This is a genomic window from Sphingomonas sp. GW821-FHT03E12, from assembly GCF_059420685.1.
In genome coordinates this window covers 119,534-138,924 of the sequence record NZ_JBWKUF010000004.1, presented here as the reverse complement: position 1 = coordinate 138,924, position 19,391 = coordinate 119,534, and the positions used below count along the sequence as shown (strand labels likewise).

The window sequence follows — 19,391 nt, the reverse complement described above, 5'->3', positions numbered from 1 at the left end:
CCTTTCATGCATTCATCCATTGGCGGATCACCGACGCCGATTCCGCGGGTCCGGCGGCGATGGCGTCGCCGATGCGCTTGAGCGCGGAGACCTTGATCCGTCCGTCGATCTGGGCGAGCGCGATCTCCTCATCGAGCAGCGGCACGTCCTGAGCGCGCATCGCCTCGAGCTCGCGCATCGCGTCCTCGTCGCCGTCCGCCGCACGCTGGGCCAGCGCCGCCATCTCGTCGTTGCGCGGCGTCAGCAAATGCTCGGCCGGCTCGGCCTCCGCCGCACCCGGGCCGGCCTTGGGGCGCAGCATCCGGATCGCGAACAGGACCACGCCGCCGATCAGCAGATATTTGGCAAGGTCGAGCAGGTTGGCGGCGGTCAGGCCGAACGGCAGGCCGCCCTCCGCGCCTTCCAGCTCGCCCGGCGCGGCGAAGCTCATATTCTCGACCACCACATTGTCGCCCCGTTCGGCGTCGAAGCCGACCGCATTCTCGACAAGGCGCTGGAGCCGCTGGATCTCGGCCTGCGGAAGCCCCTTGGGGCCGCCATCGACCATCACCGCGACGGTAAGACGCGAGACCTTGCCGGGCGACCGGACACTGACCTTCTGGGTCCGGCTGTTCTGATAGGTGACGTCCTCCGACGTCTCATTGCGGGCCGAGCGGCGGCTTTCACCGCCGGTGCCGTTGATCGCGGCCTGGTTGTCGGGCAGCTGCGCACCCACGGTGACACCCTCCGCACCCGCGGCGTTCTCGTCATTCTGGTCGTTGGATTCGACCGTGACCTGACGCGCGACGACCTGGGTGTCGGGATCGAAGGTCTCGGCCTCCTCGCGCACCTGATCGCGCTCAAGCACGGCGGCAACCTCCGCGCGGACCTTACCGGTGCCGACGATCGGCGCGAGCATCGCCTCGATCTCCGAGCGCAATTTGGTTTCGACCGCGCTCTGGCGCTCGTCCATCTCGGACGATCCTGCACCGCCGCTTTCCCCGGCCCGCGCCAGCAGCGCGCCCGACTGGTCGACGACCGAGACGCTCTCGGGCGACAATTCGGGCACGGCGGCCGCGACCAGATGGCGGATCGCCTGTACCGATTCCCCGGGAAGGCGGCCGGTCGTCTTGACCGTGACCGCGGCCGTCGCCTTGCGCCGCTCGGTCTCGAACATCGCGCGCTCGGGCATGACGAGGTGGACGCGCGCCTTGCTGACGCGCTCCAGGCTCTCGATCGACCGGGCAAGCTCGCCCTCGATCGCGCGGGTCTCGTTGAGCTTGGCGCGCGACGCCGACATGCCGAAGGGCTGTTCGGCGTCGAGCACCTCATAGCCGATCTTGCCGCCCAGCTGCTCGCCGGCCATCGCCATGCGCAGCTCGGGCAGCTTGTCCACCGGCGCCATCACCGACGTGCCGTCGGCTGAAAGCTGGAACGGGACGCCCTGCCCCTTCAGCTTTTCGCTGATCGCCTGGGCGGCGGCGGGCTCGAGGTCGGTATAGAGAAAGCCCATCTCGCTCGCCGGGCTCCGCAGGGCCAGATAGCCGATGCCGACCAGCAGGGTGGCGGCGACGCCGGCCATCAGCAGGGCGCGACGCGGGCCGATCTGCTCGATGAAATTCCGAAAGGCGTTCAGGTTCAAGGCAGCCTCTTCTTCTCTGCTTGAGAGAGTGGGCGGCCCCCCTGGCCGTCCCCCATTTCATTATAGGAGGACCAGCTAGGCAACTCTTGCCGGATGCGGGAAAAGTTTACGCGTCCCCTTCGCGCTCGATCAGGCTGCCAAGTTCGCGCAGCACGGCGGTGTGGCGCGCGGCGGCGTCGACGACCAGGCCGCCTTCGGCCCAGCCGACATGCGCGTCGTGCGGCGCGATCGCCTCATCGGCAACGACGGTGATCTCAAGCGCACGCCGTTCCCCGGCGCGGCGTTCCGCGACCAGCCGCTCGACATCCTCGAGGCTGTCGGGATGGACCCGGATCAGCAGGGCGGTGCCGCGCGCCACCTGGCGCAGTGCCCGGCCCAGCGCCTCGTCGATCGCACGCGCCGGTTCCTGCCGGATCGCGTGCCCGGCGATCATCTCCGCCGCGCTCAGCGCGACCTCGGCCGCCTCATGCGCGATCCGATCGCTTTGCTCTTCCCATCGCCCGCTCAGCTCATCCAGCGCGGCATGGAGCGCGTCGGTCGCGGACAGCATGGCTTCCGCCCGCTCGCTCCGCGCCTGCGCCAGCCCCTGGGCCACACCTTCGGCGCGGGCCTTGAGCAGCGCAGTCTCCTCGTTCCGGCGCATCTCCTCGATGCGTTCCTGAAGCGCGGCGATCTGCGCCTGCAGTTCGCCCGGCGCAACCGGAAGCGGCTCCTCCTCCGGCGCCGAGCCGAAGCGGAACACACGGTCGAAGCCAAAGGGCTTTATCGAAATTGCCGCCTCCATCATGGCGTCAGTAGATCATCGCATCGTCGCTCTTGGGATCGACGAGCATGATTTCTCCACGATCTCCCAGCGACTTGGCAAGACGGACCAGCGCAGCCTGCGCTTCTTCGCATTCGCGTGCGCGCACCGGCCCCATCGCGGCCATGTCGTCGCGCATCAGCTTGGCGGCACGCTCGGTCATCGCGCGGTAGAAGATCTGCTTCATCTCCTCCGGTGCGCCCTTCAGCGCCAGCGCCAGTTCGCGCTTGTTGCTGTTGCGCACGATCGTCTGGATCGCGTTCGGCAACAGGTTCGCCAGATCCTCGAAGGTGAACATCAGCGCACGGATACGCTCCGCCGATTCCGGCGCGCGATCGTCGAGGGCGCTCAGCATCGCTTCCTCGGTCGAGCGGTCGAGCGCGTTGAACAGTTCCGCCATCGTCTCGTGCGGGTCGCGGCGCTGCGCACGCGACAGGTTCGTCATGAACTCGCTCTTCAGCGTATGCTCGACCTGCTGGATCACGTCCTTCTGTACCGTGTCCATCTTCAGCATCCGCATGACGACGTCGGTGGCCAGATCACGCGGCAGCTCGGCGAGCACGCGCGCGGCATGGTCGGAGCGCAGCTTGTGCAGGATGACGGCGACGGTCTGCGGATATTCGTTCTTGAGATAGCCGGCGAGGACCGCTTCGCTGACATTGGACAGCTTGTCCCACATCGTGCGTCCGGACGGTCCGCGGATATCCTCCATGATCTCCTTGACCCGGTCGGGGGGCAAAATGCCGTCCAGCAGCCGCTCCGCGGTCTCGAACGAGCCGTGGAGCGACGCCATGCTCGACACCTCGCCGGAAAACTGCACCAGCAGATGCTCGACCACGACCGACGGCACGCGGCCCAGCTGCGCGATCGCGGAGGACAGTTCCTTGACCTCCTCGACCGAAAGCTGTTCCCAGATCGGCCCGCCATGCTCGCGGCCCAGCGCCAGCATCAGCGCGGCGGCGCGTTGAAGCCCCGAATATTTCTTGAGTTCGGGCGGCTCGCCGATTGGCGCCGTCATCATCGTCATCTGCGCATATTCCCCAAAATATTGCCCCGCCGGTGGACCGGATCGGGACTGCACTCCTCTATCTTATAGGAGAGTGCCGGCAGCTTCCGGCGATGGAGGACTGCGTGGCGACAAATATATTCAGCGGCCTGACCGGCCTTTCCCTGCTGGGCGGATCGGGCGGCGTCTTTTCGTCCTATTATGCGGGCGCCGCGCTCACGCCTGCGGTGATCAAGGCCAAAAAGGCCTTCACCACGCCTGCGACCACGCCCCCCTGGCAGGCAGAACCGAGCAAGGCACCCGTCAGCACGCAGATTGCGGCGATCAAGCGCCTGTCGACGATCATCGACACCAAAGGCGACAACTCGCTCGGGGATCTGCCGGACATCCAGACTGCCTTCACGACCTACAAGGCGCTCGACACGCTGCGCATCCTCGCCGAAAGCGCGGCCAAGAAGACGACCTCCTCGACCGAGCGCGCGGCGTTGCAGAAGGTGTTCGACAAGGGATTGAGCGACCTCCAGGCCTATCTCGGCCAGGCCGAAACCGATCTGCTGACGCTGAACTTCGGTATGGCTACGCGGCGCAGCCAGAGCGTCGGGATCGACGCCGCCAACAGCCTGGGCAAGACCTTCGGCGAAGGCGTCAACAAGACGCGCAATGCGGCGGTGACAGGGATGACCGGCAATGAGGTGTTCCGCATCTCGCTCGCCCGCGGAACGTCGACTCAGACGGTCACGGTCGATCTGTCGGGGACGCCGCAGCCGCCGACGCTGGATTCGGTGGCCGCGGCGCTCAATACCGCGATCGGATCGACCGGCTGGCAGTCGCGCTTCGCGGTCGAGAAGACCGGCGACACCTGGGGACTGACATTCACCGCCGCGGGGATCGAGAAGGTGTCGATCGATCAGGTCAATTCCAAGGACGCGCTGATGATCGCGAGCGGGAGGACCGCGACGAACGGGCCGGTCTCCGCCCAGGTCTTCCGCATCGACGATCCCGCCGCTTCGCTCGAAGCGCAGCGGCTGAGCACGATCAACGCGATCGACAGCAAGGCTACGGCGCAGGCGCAAGCGGTTGCCGCCGCCAATGCCAAGGATGGCAAAGCTCCGGACAAGCCCGTCGTCTATGCCGGCACCACGGCGCGCGCCATCGCGACCGATGCGCAAGGCTTCAGCTATGTCGTCGGCACCACCGCCGGCGACCTGGGCAGTTCGCTGTCCGACGGCGTCAACGACCTGTTCCTCACCAAGGTCGACAGCGAAGGCAAGGTGATGTGGCAACGCAGCCTGGGCGCGGCGGGCACAGGCGAAGGCGCCGCGGTGACCATTGCGGCGAATGGCGACATCGTCGTCGCAGGCACGGTGAGCGGCGCGTTCAACGGCGGCGACGACAGCCAGACCGACATGCTGGTCGCGCGCTTCACCGCCAGCGGCACACAGAACTTCGCGACTTCGATCCGGCAGGTGGGCAATGAAAGCGCGAGTGCCGTCGCGGTCGGCGACGATGGCAGCCTCTACGTCGCGGGCCGCGCCTCCACCGGGGGCGGAGACTCGGTCATCGTGAAGCTCAGCGCTACCGGCAAGATCCAGGAACGACGGACTCTCGACAGCGGCGGGTCCGATGCGATCACGGCATTGGCGATCGACGGTTCGGGCGAACTGCTGGCGCTGACCAAGCAAGGCGCGAACGCCACGCTGATGCGGATCGACGCCCAGGCGCTGTCGACCGATCTCGGTTCGGTCAGCCTCGGCGCGGTCGATGCCCGCGCCATAGCAGTATCGGACAGCGGCGAGATCGCGGTCGTGGGTGCGGCAAGCGTCGCCGTCAGCGGTGCGCAGACCAATGGCATCAGCGGCGGGCGCGACGCCTTTGTCACGCGCATCGCCGCCGATCTCTCCTCGGCAAGCACCAGCTATGTCGGCACCGCCGACGACGAACAAGCGGACAGCGTCACCTATATGAACGGCGCGCTCTATATCGGCGGCCGCACCAATGGCGCGCTGGAGGGCAGCAAGAGCGGCAAGGTGGACGGCTTCGTCGCGCGGGTCGACACCGCGACCGGAGCGATCCAGGACGTGCAGCAATGGGGGCTTACCACCCATACGGTCGAGCCGGTGAAGATCACCGCGGCGACCGGGGGCGCGACGGCGCTCGGCGCACTCGGTCTTGGCCGCGGAACGCTCAACCAGACGGTTTCGGCTACGATCTCCTCTCAGACCACCTTGAAGGAGGGTGACAAGTTCAGCCTGCGGGTCGATGGCGGCGCGGTGCGCACCATCACCATCGGCAAGGACGAGACGATGGCGACGCTGGCGAAAAAGGTCCAGCGCATCACCGGGACGAAGGGCACTGCCACCGCGGCAAAGGTCGGTGACGATCAGGTGCTGCGGATCGACGCCAGGACCGGACACGATATCGAGCTGATTGCTGGGCCGAAGGGCAGCGACGCGCTCGCCAAGCTCGGGATGGCGCCTGTGCGGCTGGTCGCCGCCGCACCCAAGCCCGCGAATGCGCCGAAGGTCACGCCCGGCGGAACCTATAGTCTGAACCTGACGGACACGCTGACGCTGACCGACGAGAAATCCGCCACCGCTGCGCTGGCCAAGATCAAGGCCGCCCTGTCGATGACGCAAAGCGCCTATCGCTCGCTCTATTGGGATGCGGGCAAGGAAGCGCAGGTCAACGGAACGGTCACTGGCAGCGGCTCGGCGTATCAGCAGGGCCGACTCGCCCAATATCAGGCGGCATTGAGCCGCCTCGGCGGCTAGCCGCGAACCTCCGATCGCCTCCACTCAACCATCATCGGCGCCAGTCGAGCGCCGCAAACTCGCCCTGAAGGAACCTCCAGAGCCATGACCTCCACCCCGTCCCTGCTCGCCGGCATCGGCCAGTCGATGAAGAACCTGTCGCATCGCCAACGGGTGATCGCGGAGAATATCGCCAATGGCGAGACGCCCGGCTTCAAGGCGCGCACGGTCGCCGCACCCGACTTCTCCTCACTGGTCGAAGTCTATGGCGGCAGCAGCGGAAAGCCGAACGTCCGCCGCCCGCAGGTGCAATTGTCGGCCGGCATGTCGGCGCTGGGTGCCCGTCCGCCGCAAGGCGGTGGCGGCGTGATGCTGGACGGCGACATCAGCGAGACCAAGCCGGACGGCAACAACGTCACGCTGGAAGATCAGCTGCTCAAGATGGGCAAGGTCCAGTCCGACTTCGCGGCGATGACCAACCTCTACCGCAAACAGGTCAGCCTGCTGAAATCCGCCATCGGGCGAGGCTGACCCCTTCCCGCCCGCTTCGCGCGATGCTGCCGGACTCGCGGCCCATTGAACGGCTGCGGGTCCCGTCGCGCGTGCACGTCCGCCCGTTCAGCCTCCGGACATGCGCTCCTGATAGGATGACACATAGGAGGACCCATGGGATTCGGGAATGGGGCGCCCCGTCCCTCTCGCATGGTGCCTGCAATCACCAAAAACGGCGGAAATTATGAAGCTATCCTCAAATTCTCGGGAACAACCGACTCAGAGGCGCGTTTCGCCGGACTAGCCGGAATGAGTAGTGAACGTCTCGACATTCTTATGGAAAAGCCATGATAAACGTGCCGCGGCGATTCCGGATTCTAATCACCGATCATTGTCATGTGTCACAAGAATCGTGCCGCCCAAGGAGTGGATGACAATTTCTGAGACCAAAGCAAACACAGAGGGCGCCATGATTAAGGGCAATCGCCGCTCCGACCAGAAGAATCAGGGAGCGAAGGCGATTTTGAAGCCGATCTCCGGCATCGACACGTTTCGCGCGTTCATCTTTCCGAACAATATCCGCGAATATAGGAGAGGCAACAATATCGGTTCGCTGCTGCAGCTTGCGCAGCTGATCGGGTCGATAACCTATATCCGCCTTTCGAAGATCGAACGCGGCGAGATCTTCGCCCGCGCCGACGAGCTCCAGGCCATCGGCGCGGCGCTGAAGGTCGATCCGGCGCACCTGCTGGTGGATATCGACGATCCGGACTTCGACATCGCAGCCTGGGCCGCGGAGTTTCAGGCGCCGGACAGCGTCGATCCGAAAGCGGAGAGCGAAGCGGTCCTGCTCGCCGCCGCACTGCGCGCGCGACGCGCGGCCGACGACAGGCTGACCATCACCGCGCTGGAGGTGGACTACGGCATCGCCCCCGTCATTCTTTCGCGTATCGAAAACGCCTACAAGCCGTTCGACCGATGGAACGCCGACATCCAGCAGGCGCTGTTCCGCCTGTTCGACGTCGCCGACGCCGGGGAGCTGGAAACCTGCCTTGCCGAAGCGCATGTGAAAAACGCGCTCGATCCATTCCTGCCGCTGGTCGCCAATCCTGAAACGCGGATCGGCAAGACCCGCGCCAAGGTCCTGGCGCTGCGGGATGCGCTTCAGCAGGACCATGCCGCCGCGCCGCGCCGCCGCGGCAAGGCAACCCAGCCGGTGCCGGCAAAGCCGTTTCTCATCGGCGGCACTGCCACGTCCGCAGACGATGTGCTGGATACCATCCACGCGTCGGACAGCGCGACCGTTCGCCTGCTGCCCGTGTTCGGCGCCCCGCTGAACGACGGTCTGGTCGCCCGCATCGCAACCGGAGAGCAGGTGGAGGCGCCGCGCAACGCAGGGCCGCGTGCCTATGGCCTGCGCATCTGCCGGCCGACCCTGGGGTCCGGGCTGCCCGGCCGGTCGATCGTCGTGGTCGATCCGGACCGCTTCCCATCCGCCGGCGGGCTGGCCGTGATCCGCGAGCAGGAAGGACTGCGTCTGCTGTCCGTCACCTTCGACCGGCAGGGCCGCATGCTGGGCTATAGCGAGCACCCCGACCGGGAGATCGCCATCGACGAGGTCGCGCCCGAGGATGTGGCGACGGTCTTGTCCGCCCAGTTCGAATAAGACGCGCTCCGGACCGTGCCGGTCACCTTCTCCCCTCTATGATGGAGGGTGAAGGTGATCGATCGGTCCAATGCCCATTTCCAGTCCACTTCTAGCATGATTGAATCTGCCTCGGGACGCAGGCCGCATTCTTCTGCCGCACTGGTCGGAAGCAGCCTCACCGGCGTTTCGCCGCGCCGGCGACTGCAGCGGGCCGTTTCCGATGTCCGCGGCATGATGCGGCCGACAGACCGGCTGGCATTGATGCTCATCAATCTGGACCGGTTCACACTGGTCAACGACCTGTGCGGCCCGGCCAAGGGAGATGCCGTGCTGGATATCGTGTTGCACGAACGGCTGGCCCGGCTGGACGGAGCGTTCGCGGCCCATCTGGCCGCCGATGAATTTGCGTGCCTTCTCCCCTTCTCTGCAGAGGATGATGCCGCCATCGCCTTTGCCGGGCGATTGCAGCAGATCATCAGCGAGCCGATCCATATCGGCCAGCACGTCATCTATCTTACCGCGTCGATCGGCCTGGTGATCGAGGACGCGAATGCGCCATCCGCCGACAATCTGCTGCACGCTGCATCGATCGCATTGTCGCACGCGCGGGAATCGGGCGGCGACAGCGTCCGCCGGTTCCATCCGGATATGTTCATCGATATCGGCAATCGCGCCGAGCTGGAAAACGACCTTCGTTCCAGCATGATGCGAGGGGAACTTCTTCCCTATTATCAGCCGATCGTGACGCTTGGCAGCAGCGCGCCCACCGGGTTCGAGGCGCTGGCGCGATGGCATCATCCAAGGCAGGGGCTGATCAGCCCCGACCGCTTCCTCCCGATCGCGGACGAGATGGGGCTGGATCGCGAGCTGCTGTTCATCCTGACCCGCCAGGCGTGCCGCGACGCACGCGACTGGCCGCCGCATTTCACGGTTTCGATCAACATGTCGCCGTCCCAGCTGTGCGATCCCGAAAATGCCGTCACGCTGCTCAAGATCCTGTTCGCTTCGGGACTGGCGCCCGGGCGGCTGATCGTGGAGATCACCGAAAGCGCGCTGATCCACAATCTGGCAAGCGCGCGCGAGACGATCCGGTCGCTGCGCAACACCGGGATCAGGGTCGCACTGGACGATTTCGGCACGGGCTATGCCAGCCTCAGCCGCCTCTGCAATCTGGAGATCGATCACCTCAAGATCGACCGGACGCTGATCCAATCGCTGGATCGCGAGGCGGGCCGCAAGCTGGTCAAGGCGGTGGTCGATCTTGGCCGGAGCCTGTCCATGCCCGTGACCGCCGAAGGCATCGGCACCCAGGAGCAGGCCAGCTTCCTCCGCGAGCTCGATTGCGCCTATGGCCAGGGCTATCTGTTCGGCCGCCCGGCGCCCGCCGCCTTGACGCAGGACATTGCGCTTGGGCTGGCGGCCCGGGAATCGCTGCTGTTGGGCGAGCCCTTCCCGGAGCGTTCGCAACCGGCCTGACGACGCCCCGGACCGGTCGTCCGGCTTCCGGTACAGGGTCCCGTTGCGCCGGTGACCGTAAACGCGCCCACTTACCGGCCGATCCGGCGCCGTGAATTCCGGCCTGCGGACATGAAGAAGGGCGCGGCAGAAACCGCGCCCTTTCGATTGCTGGAGGGAATGCCGCCCCGCGCGATCAATATTGGGTGTTGAACGAAATGGGCGTCGCCAGCTCCATCTTGGCCAGATCGCCGCTCGCCCCATAGGTATAGGCGCGATTGCCGGCCAGCCGGCGCGCTTCGTTGGCGATCGCCGTCATCATCTCCATCGACAGGTCGATCTGACGCTCGAGGATGCTGGCGTTAGCGGCCGACGCGCTGCGCAGTTCGGCAAGGCACGCGGTCAAGCGCTCGCGCGTCTCTTCGTCCATTTCCTCCGTCCATTGCGGCTGGTGCCGGTTGCGGCGGGCGAGGATCTCCTCGAGCCGGGCGACCAGCCGGGCCTTCGCCGCCGCCAGTTCGGCCAGATCCAGCGCGCGCTCCCTGCCGCGCAGGCGCTCGGCCTCTTCGTTCATCAGCAGCGTCAGGGAGGTCATGATGTCGATCATCTCACTGGGCATCGACTTGTCCTCCCTGAAGCCGGATAATCTGGGCCTCCACGGCCGACGCGATGCCGAGGCCGCGGCCCTGTGCGATCCGGCTGCCGATCTGCTCGGCCAGGATGCCGCGAAACATCTCTTCCCCCGCGCCGCCGTTGAAATCGCCGTCCATTTCGACCGATTCCATCATGATCTTGGCGACCTGCCCGGCAAAGACGCCTTCGAAATCGCGGGCGACCCTGGCGGCATTGCTGTTGGTGCGCGGCATCGCCGGCGCGGCGGGAGTGATCGGGTCCGGCATCTTACTGCACCGCGATTTCGGCCTGCAGCGCGCCCGCGCTCTTCAAGGCCTGCAGGATGGTGATGAGATCGCGCGGGCTTACCCCCAGCGCGTTCAGGCCGGCGACCAGCGACTGGAGCGATGCCCCGCCGTTCAGCACCGCCAGCGATGCGCCATTGCCGTCATTCGCGGTGATCTGGGTACGCGGGAGCGTGACCGTCTCGCCCGATCGCGAGAAGGGGCCGGGCTGCGACGCCACCGGGGTTTCCGTGACGCTGATCGTGAGGCCGCCCTGGGCGATCGCGACGGGGCTGATGCGGACATCGGCGCCCATGACGACCGTGCCGGCGGCTTCGTTGATGACGATCCGGGCGGGCTGGTCGACCTCCACCGGCATATTCTCGATGCGGGTGACGAGGTCGATCACCGATCCCGCGAACGAGGTCGGCGCACGAACCTCAACAGTCGCGGGATCGAGCACCTCCGCGGCGCCCGGGATCTGGCGATTGATCGTACCGGCGATCCGGTCCGCAGTGGTGAAATCGGGGTTCTTCAGCGCCAGCTTCAGGCTGGTCGCGGACTTGAGCACGAACGGCACCTCGCGCTCGATGATCGCGCCGCCGGCGATCCGGGCGGTAGTGGTGACGCCACGGCTGAGGCGCGCGGCGGCGCCCTGCGCCTTGAAGCCCGACACGGCGACAGGGCCCTGCGCCACGGCATAGATCTCGCCGTCGAGCGCGCGAAGCGAGGAGACGAGCAGCGTGCCGCCCTGAAGGCTGGTGGCGTCGCCCAGCGCGGACACCTGGACGTCGATGGTCGATCCGGCGCGGGCAAAGGGCGGCATGGTCGCCGTCACCGACACGGCGGCGACATTCTGGGTCAGCATCTGCGCGCCGCGGACGTTGACCCCCATGCGCTCCAGCATCGCCTGCAGCGTTTCCTCGGTGAAGGGGATGTTGCGGATGCGGTCGCCGGTCCCTTGCAGGCCGACCACCAGGCCATAGCCGACCAGTTGGTTGGGTCGCACATTCTGGACATCGACAATGTCCTTGATGCGCGGGCCGGGACGCGCCAGCGCCGGGACCGGCGCCAGCGCCGCCAGCAACGCGGCCAGCGTCAGGATCGGCGATCTCGTGAAGGTCTTCATCTTAATCCTTATAGGATGGAGGAGAAGGAAAGCGGGGTCATGGAGGCGGGCAAATCGCGCTAGGCGGACTGGCGCGTCTGCCGGGCAAGCCGCATTACGTAGCCGATGATCTCGGCGACCGCGGCATAGTGTTCGATGGGAATGGGGCGGTCGATTTCCACCGCGGCATAGAGTGCGCGGGCGAGCGGCGGCGCCTCGACGATGGGCACATCGGCGCCCTTCGCCACTTCGCGTATGCGCAGCGCGACGGCGTCGACGCCCTTCGCCACCACCACCGGCGCGGCCATCGCGCCATGGTCGTATTTCAACGCAACGGCATAATGGGTCGGGTTGGTGATGATGACGCTCGCTTCCGGAACCGCGGCCATCATGCGCTTGCGGGCCCGCTGCATCTGGATCTGGCGGATCTTGCCCTTGATCTTGGGATCGCCCTCGCTCTGCTTGTGTTCGTCCTTCAGCTCCTGGAAGGTCATGCGCATGCGCTTGATGAAGGCTCGGTTCTGATAGATGAAATCGGCGATCGCCAGCAGCGCCACCAGCAAGGTGACCGCGCGGATCGCCTCGAACGCCATGCGGCCGGCGGCCGTGCCGACCGCGCCCGGGGCATAGCCGACGAGCTGGTCGAGCCCGCCGAAGCGCGGACGCAGCACGAGATAGACCACCACGGTGATGGCGACGACCTTGGCAAGCGTCTTGGCGAACTCGACCAGCGCGCGCGTGCCGAACAGCCGCTTCAGTCCGGATGCCGGATTGAGCTTCGACCATTTGGGTGCGACGCGAGACCAGCTGAGCGTTGCCCTGCCCTGCAGGAACAGCGTCGCCACGGCACAGGCGAGCAGCACGCCCATGACCGGCGCGAGGCTGAGCGCGACATCGCCCAACAGCCCGGCGGTCAAATCCCGTGCGCCATGGCTGTCGAGGTGAAAGTCTTCGGCGCTACCCCACAGGCGCGTGACCAGATTGCCGATGCCCGACAGTGCCGACAGGCCGGTCCAGCCGATGACGACGACCGCGCCGATCATCATCGTCGCGTGGCGCATCTCCGGCGCGAGCGCGACTTCGCCCTTCTTGCGGGCGTCCTCCAGCCGCTTCTGGGTCGGGGCGTGTGTACGCTGGTCCTTGTCAGCCTCGGCCATGGGTCAGAAGCTCCAGCCATTCTGCATGAAATCGCCCATCGCGGTGGCGAACCCGGTCAGCATCGTGCCAAGCACGATCGCGAGCAGCGACAGGCCCAGCATCAGGTTGAGCGGCTGAGTGATGAAGAAGACCTGGATCGCGGGCGCAACGCGCGCGGCGAGGCCGAGGCCGAGATTGAAGATCGCACCATAGATCAGGAACGGCGCGGCAAGGCTGACGCCCAGTGCGGTCGCCTGCCCGAGCACGCGCACCGCGAGCATCGCGAAATCCTGCGCCGGCGGAAGCCCGCCGACCGGGAACAGCGTGTAGCTATGTGCGATGGAGGCGATCCAGAGATGGTGGACACCGGCCGCCATGCAGACGATCAGCGCCGCGATCCCGATCAGACGTGTGAGCAACGGCGCCTGGCCGCCCTGCGCAGGGTCCATCACCAGCGCCGAGGCGAGCCCGATCTGCATGCTAGCGATGGCGCCGGCCATCGCTGCAGCGCTGAACAGCATCTTCACGATCATGCCCATGGCGATGCCGACCAGCATTTCGGCGATCACGATCATCGGCAACGCCGCCTGCGACACCGCGAGCGGCGCGATCTTCGGGCTGAGCAGCCCGTACAGGCCGATCGAGAAGCCGACCGCGATCAGCAGCCGGGTCTGCACCGGCACCGAATCCTCCGAAAAGGCGGGGAGCAGCATCAGCACCGCCCCCACCCGCGCGAACAGGATCAGGAAGGTCGCCGCATCGATGGGGAGCGAAGCCATGCCGCCGTCAACCGTGCACGATGGCGTCGCTGATGCGATCCATGAACACCGTCATCGAATGGCCGATCATCGGCAGGCTGAGCAACAGCACCACCCCCAGCACCACGATCTTGGGCACGAAGGTCAGCGTCATTTCCTGGACCTGCGTCAACGCCTGCAACAGGCCGATGACGACACCGACGATCAGGGCCGCGATCAGCATCGGCCCGGCAATGGTCAGCACCAGCATCAGCGCAGCACGCGCGATTTCAATGGCATCGACGGCGTTCATGGCGTGCGCCCCCCTTTCCGGACTAGATCTGCATCCGCATGATTTCGGAATAGGCGTTGACCACGCGGTCACGGACCGCGACGACCGTGTCGAGCGCCATTTCGGCCGAGCCGATCGCGGTGACGACATCGATCATGTCGCCCTTCCCCGCCACCTGCTTGGCGCTTTCGGCTTCGGCCGCACGCAGCGATCCGGCGGCGTCGCTCACCAGATTCTGGACCATCGATCCGAAGCTGCCGCCGGCACCTTCACCGGGAGCGGTCGCGACGACGGTTTCGCGCGCGACAGGCGCAAGAGTCTTGAGCGAGCGGCCATAGGCGGCCGCCGCGTCGAGGGTTCCGATTGCCATGATGGTTTCCTTTTACTTGAGCAGGTCGATCGTTCGCATGGTCATGCCACGCGCGGATTCGATGGCGTTGAGATTGGCCTCGTAGCTGCGCTGCGCCGCCTTCATGTCGGCGGTTTCGATGAGGCTGTTGACGTTTGGGCGCTGGACATAGCCGGTCGCGTCGGCGGCCGGGTTGCCCGGCTCGTACACACGCTGGAACTGGCTCTTGTCGCCTTCGATCGATCTGACCGAAACGCGCGTGGCACCCGTGGCGCGGTCCACCTCGCTCTTGAAGGTGGCGACGCGCCGGCGATAGGGGTCGCCCCCTGGCCGGGTCGCGACGGAATCCGAGTTCGCCAGATTTTCGGCGATCACCCGCATCCGCAACGACTGGGCGCGAAGGCCGGAAGCCGACACGCCGATGGATGAATCGAGGTCCATTCGTTCATGCTCCTGACTGCGTGAGGCAGACAGGTCTCTTATAGGCAAATTTTGCCGGGCCCCGGCCGGTTCCTATAAATTAATTCCTATAACGAACCTGAAAGGAGACCCATGATGTCGGTCCTTGAAGGTATTCCCATTGATCTGTCGATCGTCCTCGGTTCCACCGACCTGCCGATCCGTCAGGTGTTGAAGATGAGCCGCGGCGCGATGATCCCGCTCGACAGCGGCCATAACGATCCCACCCGCGTCTATGTGAACAACGAGCTGGTGGCCGAGGGCAAGATCCTGGTCGACGGCGAATATATGTCGCTGGAGATCACCCGCGTCATCCAGCGCCCGAACTGATCCGCCATGGACATCCTGTCACTGCTGCGCATGTTCGGCGCGCTGGGCGTGGTGCTCGGCCTGCTCGCTGGCGCCCTCTGGGTCGTGCGCCGCTACGAGCTCCGCCTGCCCCAGAAATGGCTGTCCGGCTTTGCTGCCGCGGACAAGCCGCGGCGCTTGGAGCTGGTCGAACGGCTGGCGCTGGACCCGCGCCGGTCGGTCGCGCTGATCCGCAAGGACGGGCGCGAGCATATGCTGCTCATCGCGCCGGAGGGCCTGCTGATCCTCGACGCCGCCAATGCGCCCAAGGGGAGCAAGATCAATGCGTAAGGCGATGCTGATCGGCGGCGGGATCGCCGCCGCGCTGATGCTGCTGCTTCCCGAACCGGCACTGGCCCAGAGCGTGCTGCCGGGCGGTGGCGACGGATCGACATCGGGCCGGGCGATCCAGCTTGTCCTGATGCTGACGGTGCTGAGCCTCGCACCCGGCATCCTGATGACCATCACCTCGTTCACCCGGATCGTCGTCGCACTGTCGCTGCTGCGCTCGGGGCTCGGCGTGCCGGGCGTGCCGCCCAATCCGGTGGTGATCAGCCTGGCGCTGTTCCTTTCCTTCTTCGTCATGGCGCCGACCTTCGACGCCGCGTGGAAGGGGGCGATGGTGCCTTACAACGAAGGAAAGATCACCGAGACGCAGGCGCTGGAACGCGCGAGCAAGCCCTTCCACAGCTTCATGCTGAAACATGTGCGCGACGAGGATGTCGGGCTGTTCGTCCAGCTTTCCGGCAAGCCCGCACCCAATCGCGCAGAGCTGCCGATGACGACGCTGATGCCGGCCTTCATGATCTCCGAACTGCGGCGCGCGTTCGAGATCGGCTTCCTGCTGCTGCTCCCCTTCCTAGTCATCGACCTGGCGGTAGCGGCGGTATTGATGGCGATGGGCATGATGATGCTCCCGCCCGCGACCATATCCCTGCCGATGAAGATCATCTTCTTCGTGCTCGTCGACGGATGGGCGCTGATCGCCGGATCGCTGGTCAAGAGCTTCGGCGCGCCGGGATAGCGGTAGCCTCCCGATCACCTGCAAGGGGCCCGGTGGTGCAATCCGCCGGGCCTTTTTCATGCCTCACGGCATCGCTCCGCGAGCCAGACGCCAAGCTCCTCGAACGAGAGTGCTTCGGCAAAGCCCAGGCCAAGCGCGCCGTCGCCTATCCATCGCACGCTTGCCTGCCGCTCGGGCAGGCCGGGAATGGCGAACGCCAGCAGTTGTCCCCTTTCAGGCTCGAAATCCGCTTCCAGCCGTGCGCCGCCCTGCGAAATATTGACCAGCCGCCCGGCCCGGCGGCGGCCGTCGATCCCCACTTCGACGGCGCAATTCACGGCGAAGCGCGGCGCGCGGACCAGCTTCTGCTCAACGGTACGTATGGCCGCCCGGGCGAGCAGCGCGCCGACTTCGACCGGTGCATCGAAGGCGACGCCGATCCGCCCCGCATGCGTCCAGCGAACCGATCCGGGCAACCGGTCGCCCGCCTTCAGCTCGATCTGAACCCCATCGCCCACGGTCAGCGGGACATGGGTTTCCGCCATCAGCCCTCCGCTTGAGAGGTTGCGGATGCGGCACAGCGTCTCGCCATGCCCGCTCACCAGCTTGCCGATCAGGAAGATGGTGGTGACACGCGCCTCACGCGGGGAAGCTTTCCGCGCGTCGATTCCGGTGCCAGTCCGTATGCGCTTGCGTTGTACCAAGGACAAAGCCTCCTCCTCTCAGGCCGGTGAAGCCTGGGTGACGACCGCGCGGCGCACGAACCCCGCGCCATAGGTCTCCCGCGCCGCATCCATGACAACACGCCGGAACGCATCCAGCCCGGGAATCAGGCCATCGCGCCCGCTCGCCATCGGCGTACGGTAGGTGCGCAAATTGACCGCATTCAGCAGAAGCGGCAACTTCGCTTTCACTGCGTCGCCCTCCCCCTGCGGCACTTCGAGCTGCACCTGGAACGACACATAGCCCGACAGGCGGCCGTCGGGGAAAACGAGCGGAGCCATCATCGCGCCCGTTTCGACGAATTCGGTCCTGACCGCGCCCGAAGCGCCTCCATTCTGCCGGAGCATCCCGACGCCCCAGGCGCTGCCGCCCCCCACGCCGACGCCCAGGATCAGGGCCAGCACCACACCCAGAAGTCGTTTCATTCTTCCTGCCCCCGATCAGAATTTGAAGCTGGCGTCGCGCGGCAGCGCCGAAGGCTCGGCCAGCACGACAAGCGTGATGCGGCGGTTTTCCGGCAAGTCCGGGCGGTCGGGATAGACCGGCTCGGTCCCGGCCTTGGCGACGACTTCGCCGAAGCGGTCGGGCGTGAGGCCCGCCGCGACCATCGCGGATCGTGCGGCGAGCGCACGCTGAGCCGAGAGCAGCCAGTTGGCGTCGCTCTGCCCGCCGGTGCTGTCGGTATGCCCCTCGATCGCGACCTGGGCCTTGGTCCCCGCCAGTCTGCGCGCGACCCGTGCCAGCATCTCGCGCGCAAAGTCGTTGAGTTGCGCGGTGCTGCCACGGAACATCGACCGGTTGGCCGTATCGACCAGATGGATGCGAAGGCCTTCGCGGCTCCGCTCGATATTGACGCTTCGCTTGCCGTCCGCAGCCGTGACCGGCGGTTCGATCGACAGGCGCATCTCTTCTGCCAGCACGCGCAGCGCCGCTTCGGGGACCTGGGCCGTACCGCCGCGCGCCGCGCCCTTGACGCCGGCCTCGGCGGACGGCTGGCCCACCGGCTCCCGGTCCGCCGCCTGCGCATGGCGCGCATGGCCGCCAAGGCCCGGCTGGGCGCCGGGCAGCTGAGTCAGCGTCGACGCAGGCGATTCCTTGGACGAGACGGGCGAGAAATAGTCCGCCAGCCCCTTGAGCTGCGCCTTGTTGGGGTTGGCCAGCAGCCAGAGCAGCATGAAGAAGGCCATCATCGCGGTCACGAAATCGGCATAGGCGACCTTCCACGCGCCACCATGCGGGGCAGCGTGCTGCCTTTTCCTGACCTTGCGGATGATGATCGCCGGAGCGTCGCCGCCATTGTTCGTCGCCATCGCTATCCCTTTCAGCTCAGCGCCGCGCGCAGCCGCTGCTGGATGGCCGTCAGCCGGACGCCGTCGATCGCCTCGATCGGGGCCTGGCCGCGTGCAATCCGCTCGAGCAACGTCGCATTCTCATCGACATGCTGGACGATCAGGTCGAAGGCCTGGAGCTGGTCCAGATATTCGCTGACGAACCGTTCGTCCGCGATAAGCAGCGTCGCCAGTTCCTCCAGCAGCCCGCGCGCCACGCGCATTTCCTGCGCGACGGCCGCAAACAGCGCGGCATGGGGCCGGCTCACCTCGCTCGACATAACGCCCATCGTCTTCATTGCGGTATCCATCAGAAAAGCTCGACATCGCCGGCGACGGCCAAGGCCGGAGCGGGCTTACGCGGGCGGGTCGGAACGGGGGGCATTTCGGCCACCAGCGTCGATCGCACCCGCCCCTCGAACGGCATGAATTCGATCTTGCGCGCCTGGACGCCCCCCATCTCGCTGCGGTCGATGGCGATCCCTTCGGTCTGCATGAAATTGCGGGCGAAGGCGGCATTGCCGCTGCCGATGCCGCCAAGGCCCGCCACGATGTTGGCGCCGCCATAGAGGTGTGCGCGCAACCGCGACCGCTGGGCGCCGCGCTGCATCATCGCGTTGATAAGCAACTCCATCGCGTGGACGCCGTACCGCTGCATGTCCGCCGGGCCTACGGACACGTCCGCGCCCGGCTCGCCCAGCAGGAAATGGTTCATGCCGCCCACGCGCGCGACCGGATCGCGCAGGCAGGCCGCGACGCAGGAACCAAGCAGCGTCGCGATGACGAAGCCCGATTCCGACGCGACATGATATTCGCCCTGAACGATCGACCGGCGGCGCATGGGGTCAGACCAGCTCGCCGAAGACGCGCTCGATCTTCTCCTTGAGCGCGGCAGGCGCGAAGGGCTTCACGACATAGTTGTTGACCCCCAGCGCCGCGGCCTTCTGCACGACCTCCTTGTCGGCGGAGCCGGTGAGCATGATGAACACCGTCTTGCCGATCACCGGGTCGGACCGGACCGCTTCCAGGAACTGGAGCCCGTCCATGTCGGGCATGTTATAGTCCGAGATGATGAGGTGGACGCGGTCGGCCTTGATCGCGGCCAGTGCCTCGACCGGCCCCGCCTTGTCCCGGATATCCTTGAATCCCAGATCCTGAAGCGTGCGGCGGATCATCGCGCGCATGCTCGTCTGGTCATCGACCACCATTACCTTGATTGCGGACGCTGCCGGCATCA

General features: G+C 66.3%; 24 protein-coding genes. 7 read left to right on the top strand and 17 right to left on the bottom strand.

Annotated elements, in window-relative coordinates; all coding sequences use genetic code 11:
• Window positions 1-4: 4 nt before the first annotated feature.
• From fliF to AC07TU_RS13895, 3 genes are all read right to left on the bottom strand, one after another.
• The gene (gene fliF, locus AC07TU_RS13905; RefSeq protein ID WP_495189017.1) at window positions 5-1,561 is read right to left on the bottom strand and encodes a flagellar basal-body MS-ring/collar protein FliF; all 1,557 of its coding nucleotides are present in this window, start codon (window positions 1,559-1,561) and stop codon (window positions 5-7) included.
• 166 nt (window positions 1,562-1,727) lie between these two features.
• Window positions 1,728-2,408 carry a FliH/SctL family protein gene (locus tag AC07TU_RS13900; RefSeq protein WP_495188514.1) on the bottom strand — a complete coding sequence of 227 codons (681 nt, stop codon included), beginning with the start codon at window positions 2,406-2,408 and terminating at the stop codon, window positions 1,728-1,730.
• Between the two features lie 4 nt (window positions 2,409-2,412).
• A complete protein-coding gene (locus AC07TU_RS13895) occupies window positions 2,413-3,450 on the bottom strand; it encodes a flagellar motor switch protein FliG (protein WP_495188513.1) in 1,038 nt (345 codons plus the stop codon).
• 104 nt (window positions 3,451-3,554) lie between these two features.
• On the opposite strand from AC07TU_RS13895, the gene AC07TU_RS13890 reads away from it, so the two are divergent.
• From AC07TU_RS13890 to AC07TU_RS13875, 4 genes are all read left to right on the top strand, one after another.
• Window positions 3,555-6,200, top strand: coding sequence for an autotransporter outer membrane beta-barrel domain-containing protein (locus AC07TU_RS13890; RefSeq protein WP_495188512.1), 2,646 nt, complete (start codon window positions 3,555-3,557; stop codon window positions 6,198-6,200).
• Between the two features lie 84 nt (window positions 6,201-6,284).
• Window positions 6,285-6,710, top strand: coding sequence for a flagellar basal body protein (locus AC07TU_RS13885; RefSeq protein WP_495188511.1), 426 nt, complete (start codon window positions 6,285-6,287; stop codon window positions 6,708-6,710).
• A gap of 391 nt (window positions 6,711-7,101) precedes the next feature.
• A complete protein-coding gene (locus AC07TU_RS13880) occupies window positions 7,102-8,337 on the top strand; it encodes a helix-turn-helix domain-containing protein (RefSeq protein ID WP_495188510.1) in 1,236 nt (411 codons plus the stop codon).
• A gap of 96 nt (window positions 8,338-8,433) precedes the next feature.
• Window positions 8,434-9,795, top strand: a complete 1,362-nt coding sequence (locus tag AC07TU_RS13875) for a putative bifunctional diguanylate cyclase/phosphodiesterase (protein WP_495188509.1) — start codon at window positions 8,434-8,436, stop codon at window positions 9,793-9,795.
• 175 nt (window positions 9,796-9,970) lie between these two features.
• On the opposite strand, the gene AC07TU_RS13870 is transcribed toward AC07TU_RS13875, so the two are convergent.
• From AC07TU_RS13870 to flgC, 8 genes are read right to left on the bottom strand one after another with little or no spacing between them, the layout of a single operon-like run.
• On the bottom strand, window positions 9,971-10,393 hold the full coding sequence (locus AC07TU_RS13870; protein WP_495188508.1) for a flagellar biosynthesis protein FlgN: 423 nt from the start codon (window positions 10,391-10,393) through the stop codon (window positions 9,971-9,973).
• Window positions 10,383-10,673, bottom strand: a complete 291-nt coding sequence (locus AC07TU_RS13865; protein WP_495188507.1) for a rod-binding protein — start codon at window positions 10,671-10,673, stop codon at window positions 10,383-10,385. The genes AC07TU_RS13870 and AC07TU_RS13865 overlap by 11 nt, the downstream gene beginning before the upstream one ends.
• 1 nt (window position 10,674) lies before the next feature.
• Window positions 10,675-11,799, bottom strand: a complete 1,125-nt coding sequence (locus tag AC07TU_RS13860) for a flagellar basal body P-ring protein FlgI (protein ID WP_495188506.1) — start codon at window positions 11,797-11,799, stop codon at window positions 10,675-10,677.
• A gap of 59 nt (window positions 11,800-11,858) precedes the next feature.
• Entirely contained in the window at window positions 11,859-12,935 is a 1,077-nt protein-coding gene (gene flhB, locus AC07TU_RS13855; protein ID WP_495188505.1) for a flagellar biosynthesis protein FlhB, read from the bottom strand.
• Between the two features lie 3 nt (window positions 12,936-12,938).
• Entirely contained in the window at window positions 12,939-13,694 is a 756-nt protein-coding gene (gene fliR, locus AC07TU_RS13850) for a flagellar biosynthetic protein FliR (RefSeq protein WP_495188504.1), read from the bottom strand.
• 7 nt (window positions 13,695-13,701) lie between these two features.
• The gene (locus AC07TU_RS13845) at window positions 13,702-13,965 is read right to left on the bottom strand and encodes a flagellar biosynthetic protein FliQ (RefSeq protein ID WP_075151398.1); all 264 of its coding nucleotides are present in this window, start codon (window positions 13,963-13,965) and stop codon (window positions 13,702-13,704) included.
• A 22-nt stretch (window positions 13,966-13,987) separates the two neighbouring features.
• The gene (gene fliE, locus AC07TU_RS13840) at window positions 13,988-14,314 is read right to left on the bottom strand and encodes a flagellar hook-basal body complex protein FliE (protein ID WP_495188503.1); all 327 of its coding nucleotides are present in this window, start codon (window positions 14,312-14,314) and stop codon (window positions 13,988-13,990) included.
• 12 nt (window positions 14,315-14,326) lie between these two features.
• A complete protein-coding gene (gene flgC / locus AC07TU_RS13835; protein ID WP_066578653.1) occupies window positions 14,327-14,734 on the bottom strand; it encodes a flagellar basal body rod protein FlgC in 408 nt (135 codons plus the stop codon).
• Between the two features lie 114 nt (window positions 14,735-14,848).
• On the opposite strand from flgC, the gene AC07TU_RS13830 reads away from it, so the two are divergent.
• The 3 genes from AC07TU_RS13830 to fliP are packed head-to-tail and all read left to right on the top strand — an operon-like array spanning window position 14,849 to window position 16,124.
• Window positions 14,849-15,082: a FliM/FliN family flagellar motor switch protein gene (locus tag AC07TU_RS13830; RefSeq protein ID WP_495188502.1), complete on the top strand. Its 234-nt coding sequence runs from the start codon at window positions 14,849-14,851 to the stop codon at window positions 15,080-15,082.
• 6 nt (window positions 15,083-15,088) lie between these two features.
• Window positions 15,089-15,391 carry a FliO/MopB family protein gene (locus tag AC07TU_RS13825; protein WP_495188501.1) on the top strand — a complete coding sequence of 101 codons (303 nt, stop codon included), beginning with the start codon at window positions 15,089-15,091 and terminating at the stop codon, window positions 15,389-15,391.
• On the top strand, window positions 15,384-16,124 hold the full coding sequence (fliP, locus tag AC07TU_RS13820; protein WP_495188500.1) for a flagellar type III secretion system pore protein FliP: 741 nt from the start codon (window positions 15,384-15,386) through the stop codon (window positions 16,122-16,124). The genes AC07TU_RS13825 and fliP overlap by 8 nt, the downstream gene beginning before the upstream one ends.
• 56 nt (window positions 16,125-16,180) lie before the next feature.
• On the opposite strand, the gene AC07TU_RS13815 is transcribed toward fliP, so the two are convergent.
• The 6 genes from AC07TU_RS13815 to AC07TU_RS13790 are packed head-to-tail and all read right to left on the bottom strand — an operon-like array spanning window position 16,181 to window position 19,389.
• Window positions 16,181-16,807 carry a PilZ domain-containing protein gene (locus AC07TU_RS13815; RefSeq protein ID WP_495188499.1) on the bottom strand — a complete coding sequence of 209 codons (627 nt, stop codon included), beginning with the start codon at window positions 16,805-16,807 and terminating at the stop codon, window positions 16,181-16,183.
• Window positions 16,808-16,825: 18 nt separating this feature from the next.
• Window positions 16,826-17,251 carry a hypothetical protein gene (locus tag AC07TU_RS13810; protein ID WP_495188498.1) on the bottom strand — a complete coding sequence of 142 codons (426 nt, stop codon included), beginning with the start codon at window positions 17,249-17,251 and terminating at the stop codon, window positions 16,826-16,828.
• Between the two features lie 15 nt (window positions 17,252-17,266).
• Window positions 17,267-18,136 (bottom strand): flagellar motor protein MotB, encoded by an 870-nt coding sequence (locus tag AC07TU_RS13805; RefSeq protein WP_495188497.1) that lies wholly within the window; start codon window positions 18,134-18,136, stop codon window positions 17,267-17,269.
• Window positions 18,137-18,147: 11 nt separating this feature from the next.
• Window positions 18,148-18,453 (bottom strand): hypothetical protein, encoded by a 306-nt coding sequence (locus AC07TU_RS13800; RefSeq protein WP_495188496.1) that lies wholly within the window; start codon window positions 18,451-18,453, stop codon window positions 18,148-18,150.
• Between the two features lie 11 nt (window positions 18,454-18,464).
• A complete protein-coding gene (locus AC07TU_RS13795; RefSeq protein ID WP_495188495.1) occupies window positions 18,465-18,995 on the bottom strand; it encodes a chemotaxis protein CheD in 531 nt (176 codons plus the stop codon).
• 4 nt (window positions 18,996-18,999) lie between these two features.
• On the bottom strand, window positions 19,000-19,389 hold the full coding sequence (locus AC07TU_RS13790; RefSeq protein ID WP_495188494.1) for a response regulator: 390 nt from the start codon (window positions 19,387-19,389) through the stop codon (window positions 19,000-19,002).
• Between the last annotated feature and the right edge of the window lie 2 nt (window positions 19,390-19,391).

Bases quoted from the DNA above. Each gene is read 5' to 3' on its own strand.
- AC07TU_RS13810 (WP_495188498.1), bottom strand. From the start codon at position 17,251: ATGAAACGACTTCTGGGTGTGGTGCTGGCCCTGATCCTGGGCGTCGGC.
- AC07TU_RS13805 (WP_495188497.1), bottom strand. From the start codon at position 18,136: ATGGCGACGAACAATGGCGGCGACGCTCCGGCGATCATCATCCGCAAG.
- fliP (WP_495188500.1), top strand. From the start codon at position 15,384: ATGCGTAAGGCGATGCTGATCGGCGGCGGGATCGCCGCCGCGCTGATG.
- AC07TU_RS13790 (WP_495188494.1), bottom strand. From the start codon at position 19,389: ATGCCGGCAGCGTCCGCAATCAAGGTAATGGTGGTCGATGACCAGACG.
- flgC (WP_066578653.1), bottom strand. From the start codon at position 14,734: ATGGACCTCGATTCATCCATCGGCGTGTCGGCTTCCGGCCTTCGCGCC.
- AC07TU_RS13860 (WP_495188506.1), bottom strand. From the start codon at position 11,799: ATGAAGACCTTCACGAGATCGCCGATCCTGACGCTGGCCGCGTTGCTG.
- AC07TU_RS13800 (WP_495188496.1), bottom strand. From the start codon at position 18,453: ATGAAGACGATGGGCGTTATGTCGAGCGAGGTGAGCCGGCCCCATGCC.
- AC07TU_RS13870 (WP_495188508.1), bottom strand. From the start codon at position 10,393: ATGCCCAGTGAGATGATCGACATCATGACCTCCCTGACGCTGCTGATG.
- AC07TU_RS13795 (WP_495188495.1), bottom strand. From the start codon at position 18,995: ATGCGCCGCCGGTCGATCGTTCAGGGCGAATATCATGTCGCGTCGGAA.
- AC07TU_RS13830 (WP_495188502.1), top strand. From the start codon at position 14,849: ATGTCGGTCCTTGAAGGTATTCCCATTGATCTGTCGATCGTCCTCGGT.
- AC07TU_RS13845 (WP_075151398.1), bottom strand. From the start codon at position 13,965: ATGAACGCCGTCGATGCCATTGAAATCGCGCGTGCTGCGCTGATGCTG.
- AC07TU_RS13885 (WP_495188511.1), top strand. From the start codon at position 6,285: ATGACCTCCACCCCGTCCCTGCTCGCCGGCATCGGCCAGTCGATGAAG.
- AC07TU_RS13865 (WP_495188507.1), bottom strand. From the start codon at position 10,673: ATGCCGGACCCGATCACTCCCGCCGCGCCGGCGATGCCGCGCACCAAC.
- AC07TU_RS13825 (WP_495188501.1), top strand. From the start codon at position 15,089: ATGGACATCCTGTCACTGCTGCGCATGTTCGGCGCGCTGGGCGTGGTG.
- AC07TU_RS13895 (WP_495188513.1), bottom strand. From the start codon at position 3,450: ATGACGATGATGACGGCGCCAATCGGCGAGCCGCCCGAACTCAAGAAA.
- AC07TU_RS13875 (WP_495188509.1), top strand. From the start codon at position 8,434: ATGATTGAATCTGCCTCGGGACGCAGGCCGCATTCTTCTGCCGCACTG.
- fliR (WP_495188504.1), bottom strand. From the start codon at position 13,694: ATGGCTTCGCTCCCCATCGATGCGGCGACCTTCCTGATCCTGTTCGCG.
- flhB (WP_495188505.1), bottom strand. From the start codon at position 12,935: ATGGCCGAGGCTGACAAGGACCAGCGTACACACGCCCCGACCCAGAAG.
- AC07TU_RS13880 (WP_495188510.1), top strand. From the start codon at position 7,102: ATGACAATTTCTGAGACCAAAGCAAACACAGAGGGCGCCATGATTAAG.
- fliF (WP_495189017.1), bottom strand. From the start codon at position 1,561: ATGGCCGGCGTCGCCGCCACCCTGCTGGTCGGCATCGGCTATCTGGCC.
- fliE (WP_495188503.1), bottom strand. From the start codon at position 14,314: ATGGCAATCGGAACCCTCGACGCGGCGGCCGCCTATGGCCGCTCGCTC.
- AC07TU_RS13900 (WP_495188514.1), bottom strand. From the start codon at position 2,408: ATGATGGAGGCGGCAATTTCGATAAAGCCCTTTGGCTTCGACCGTGTG.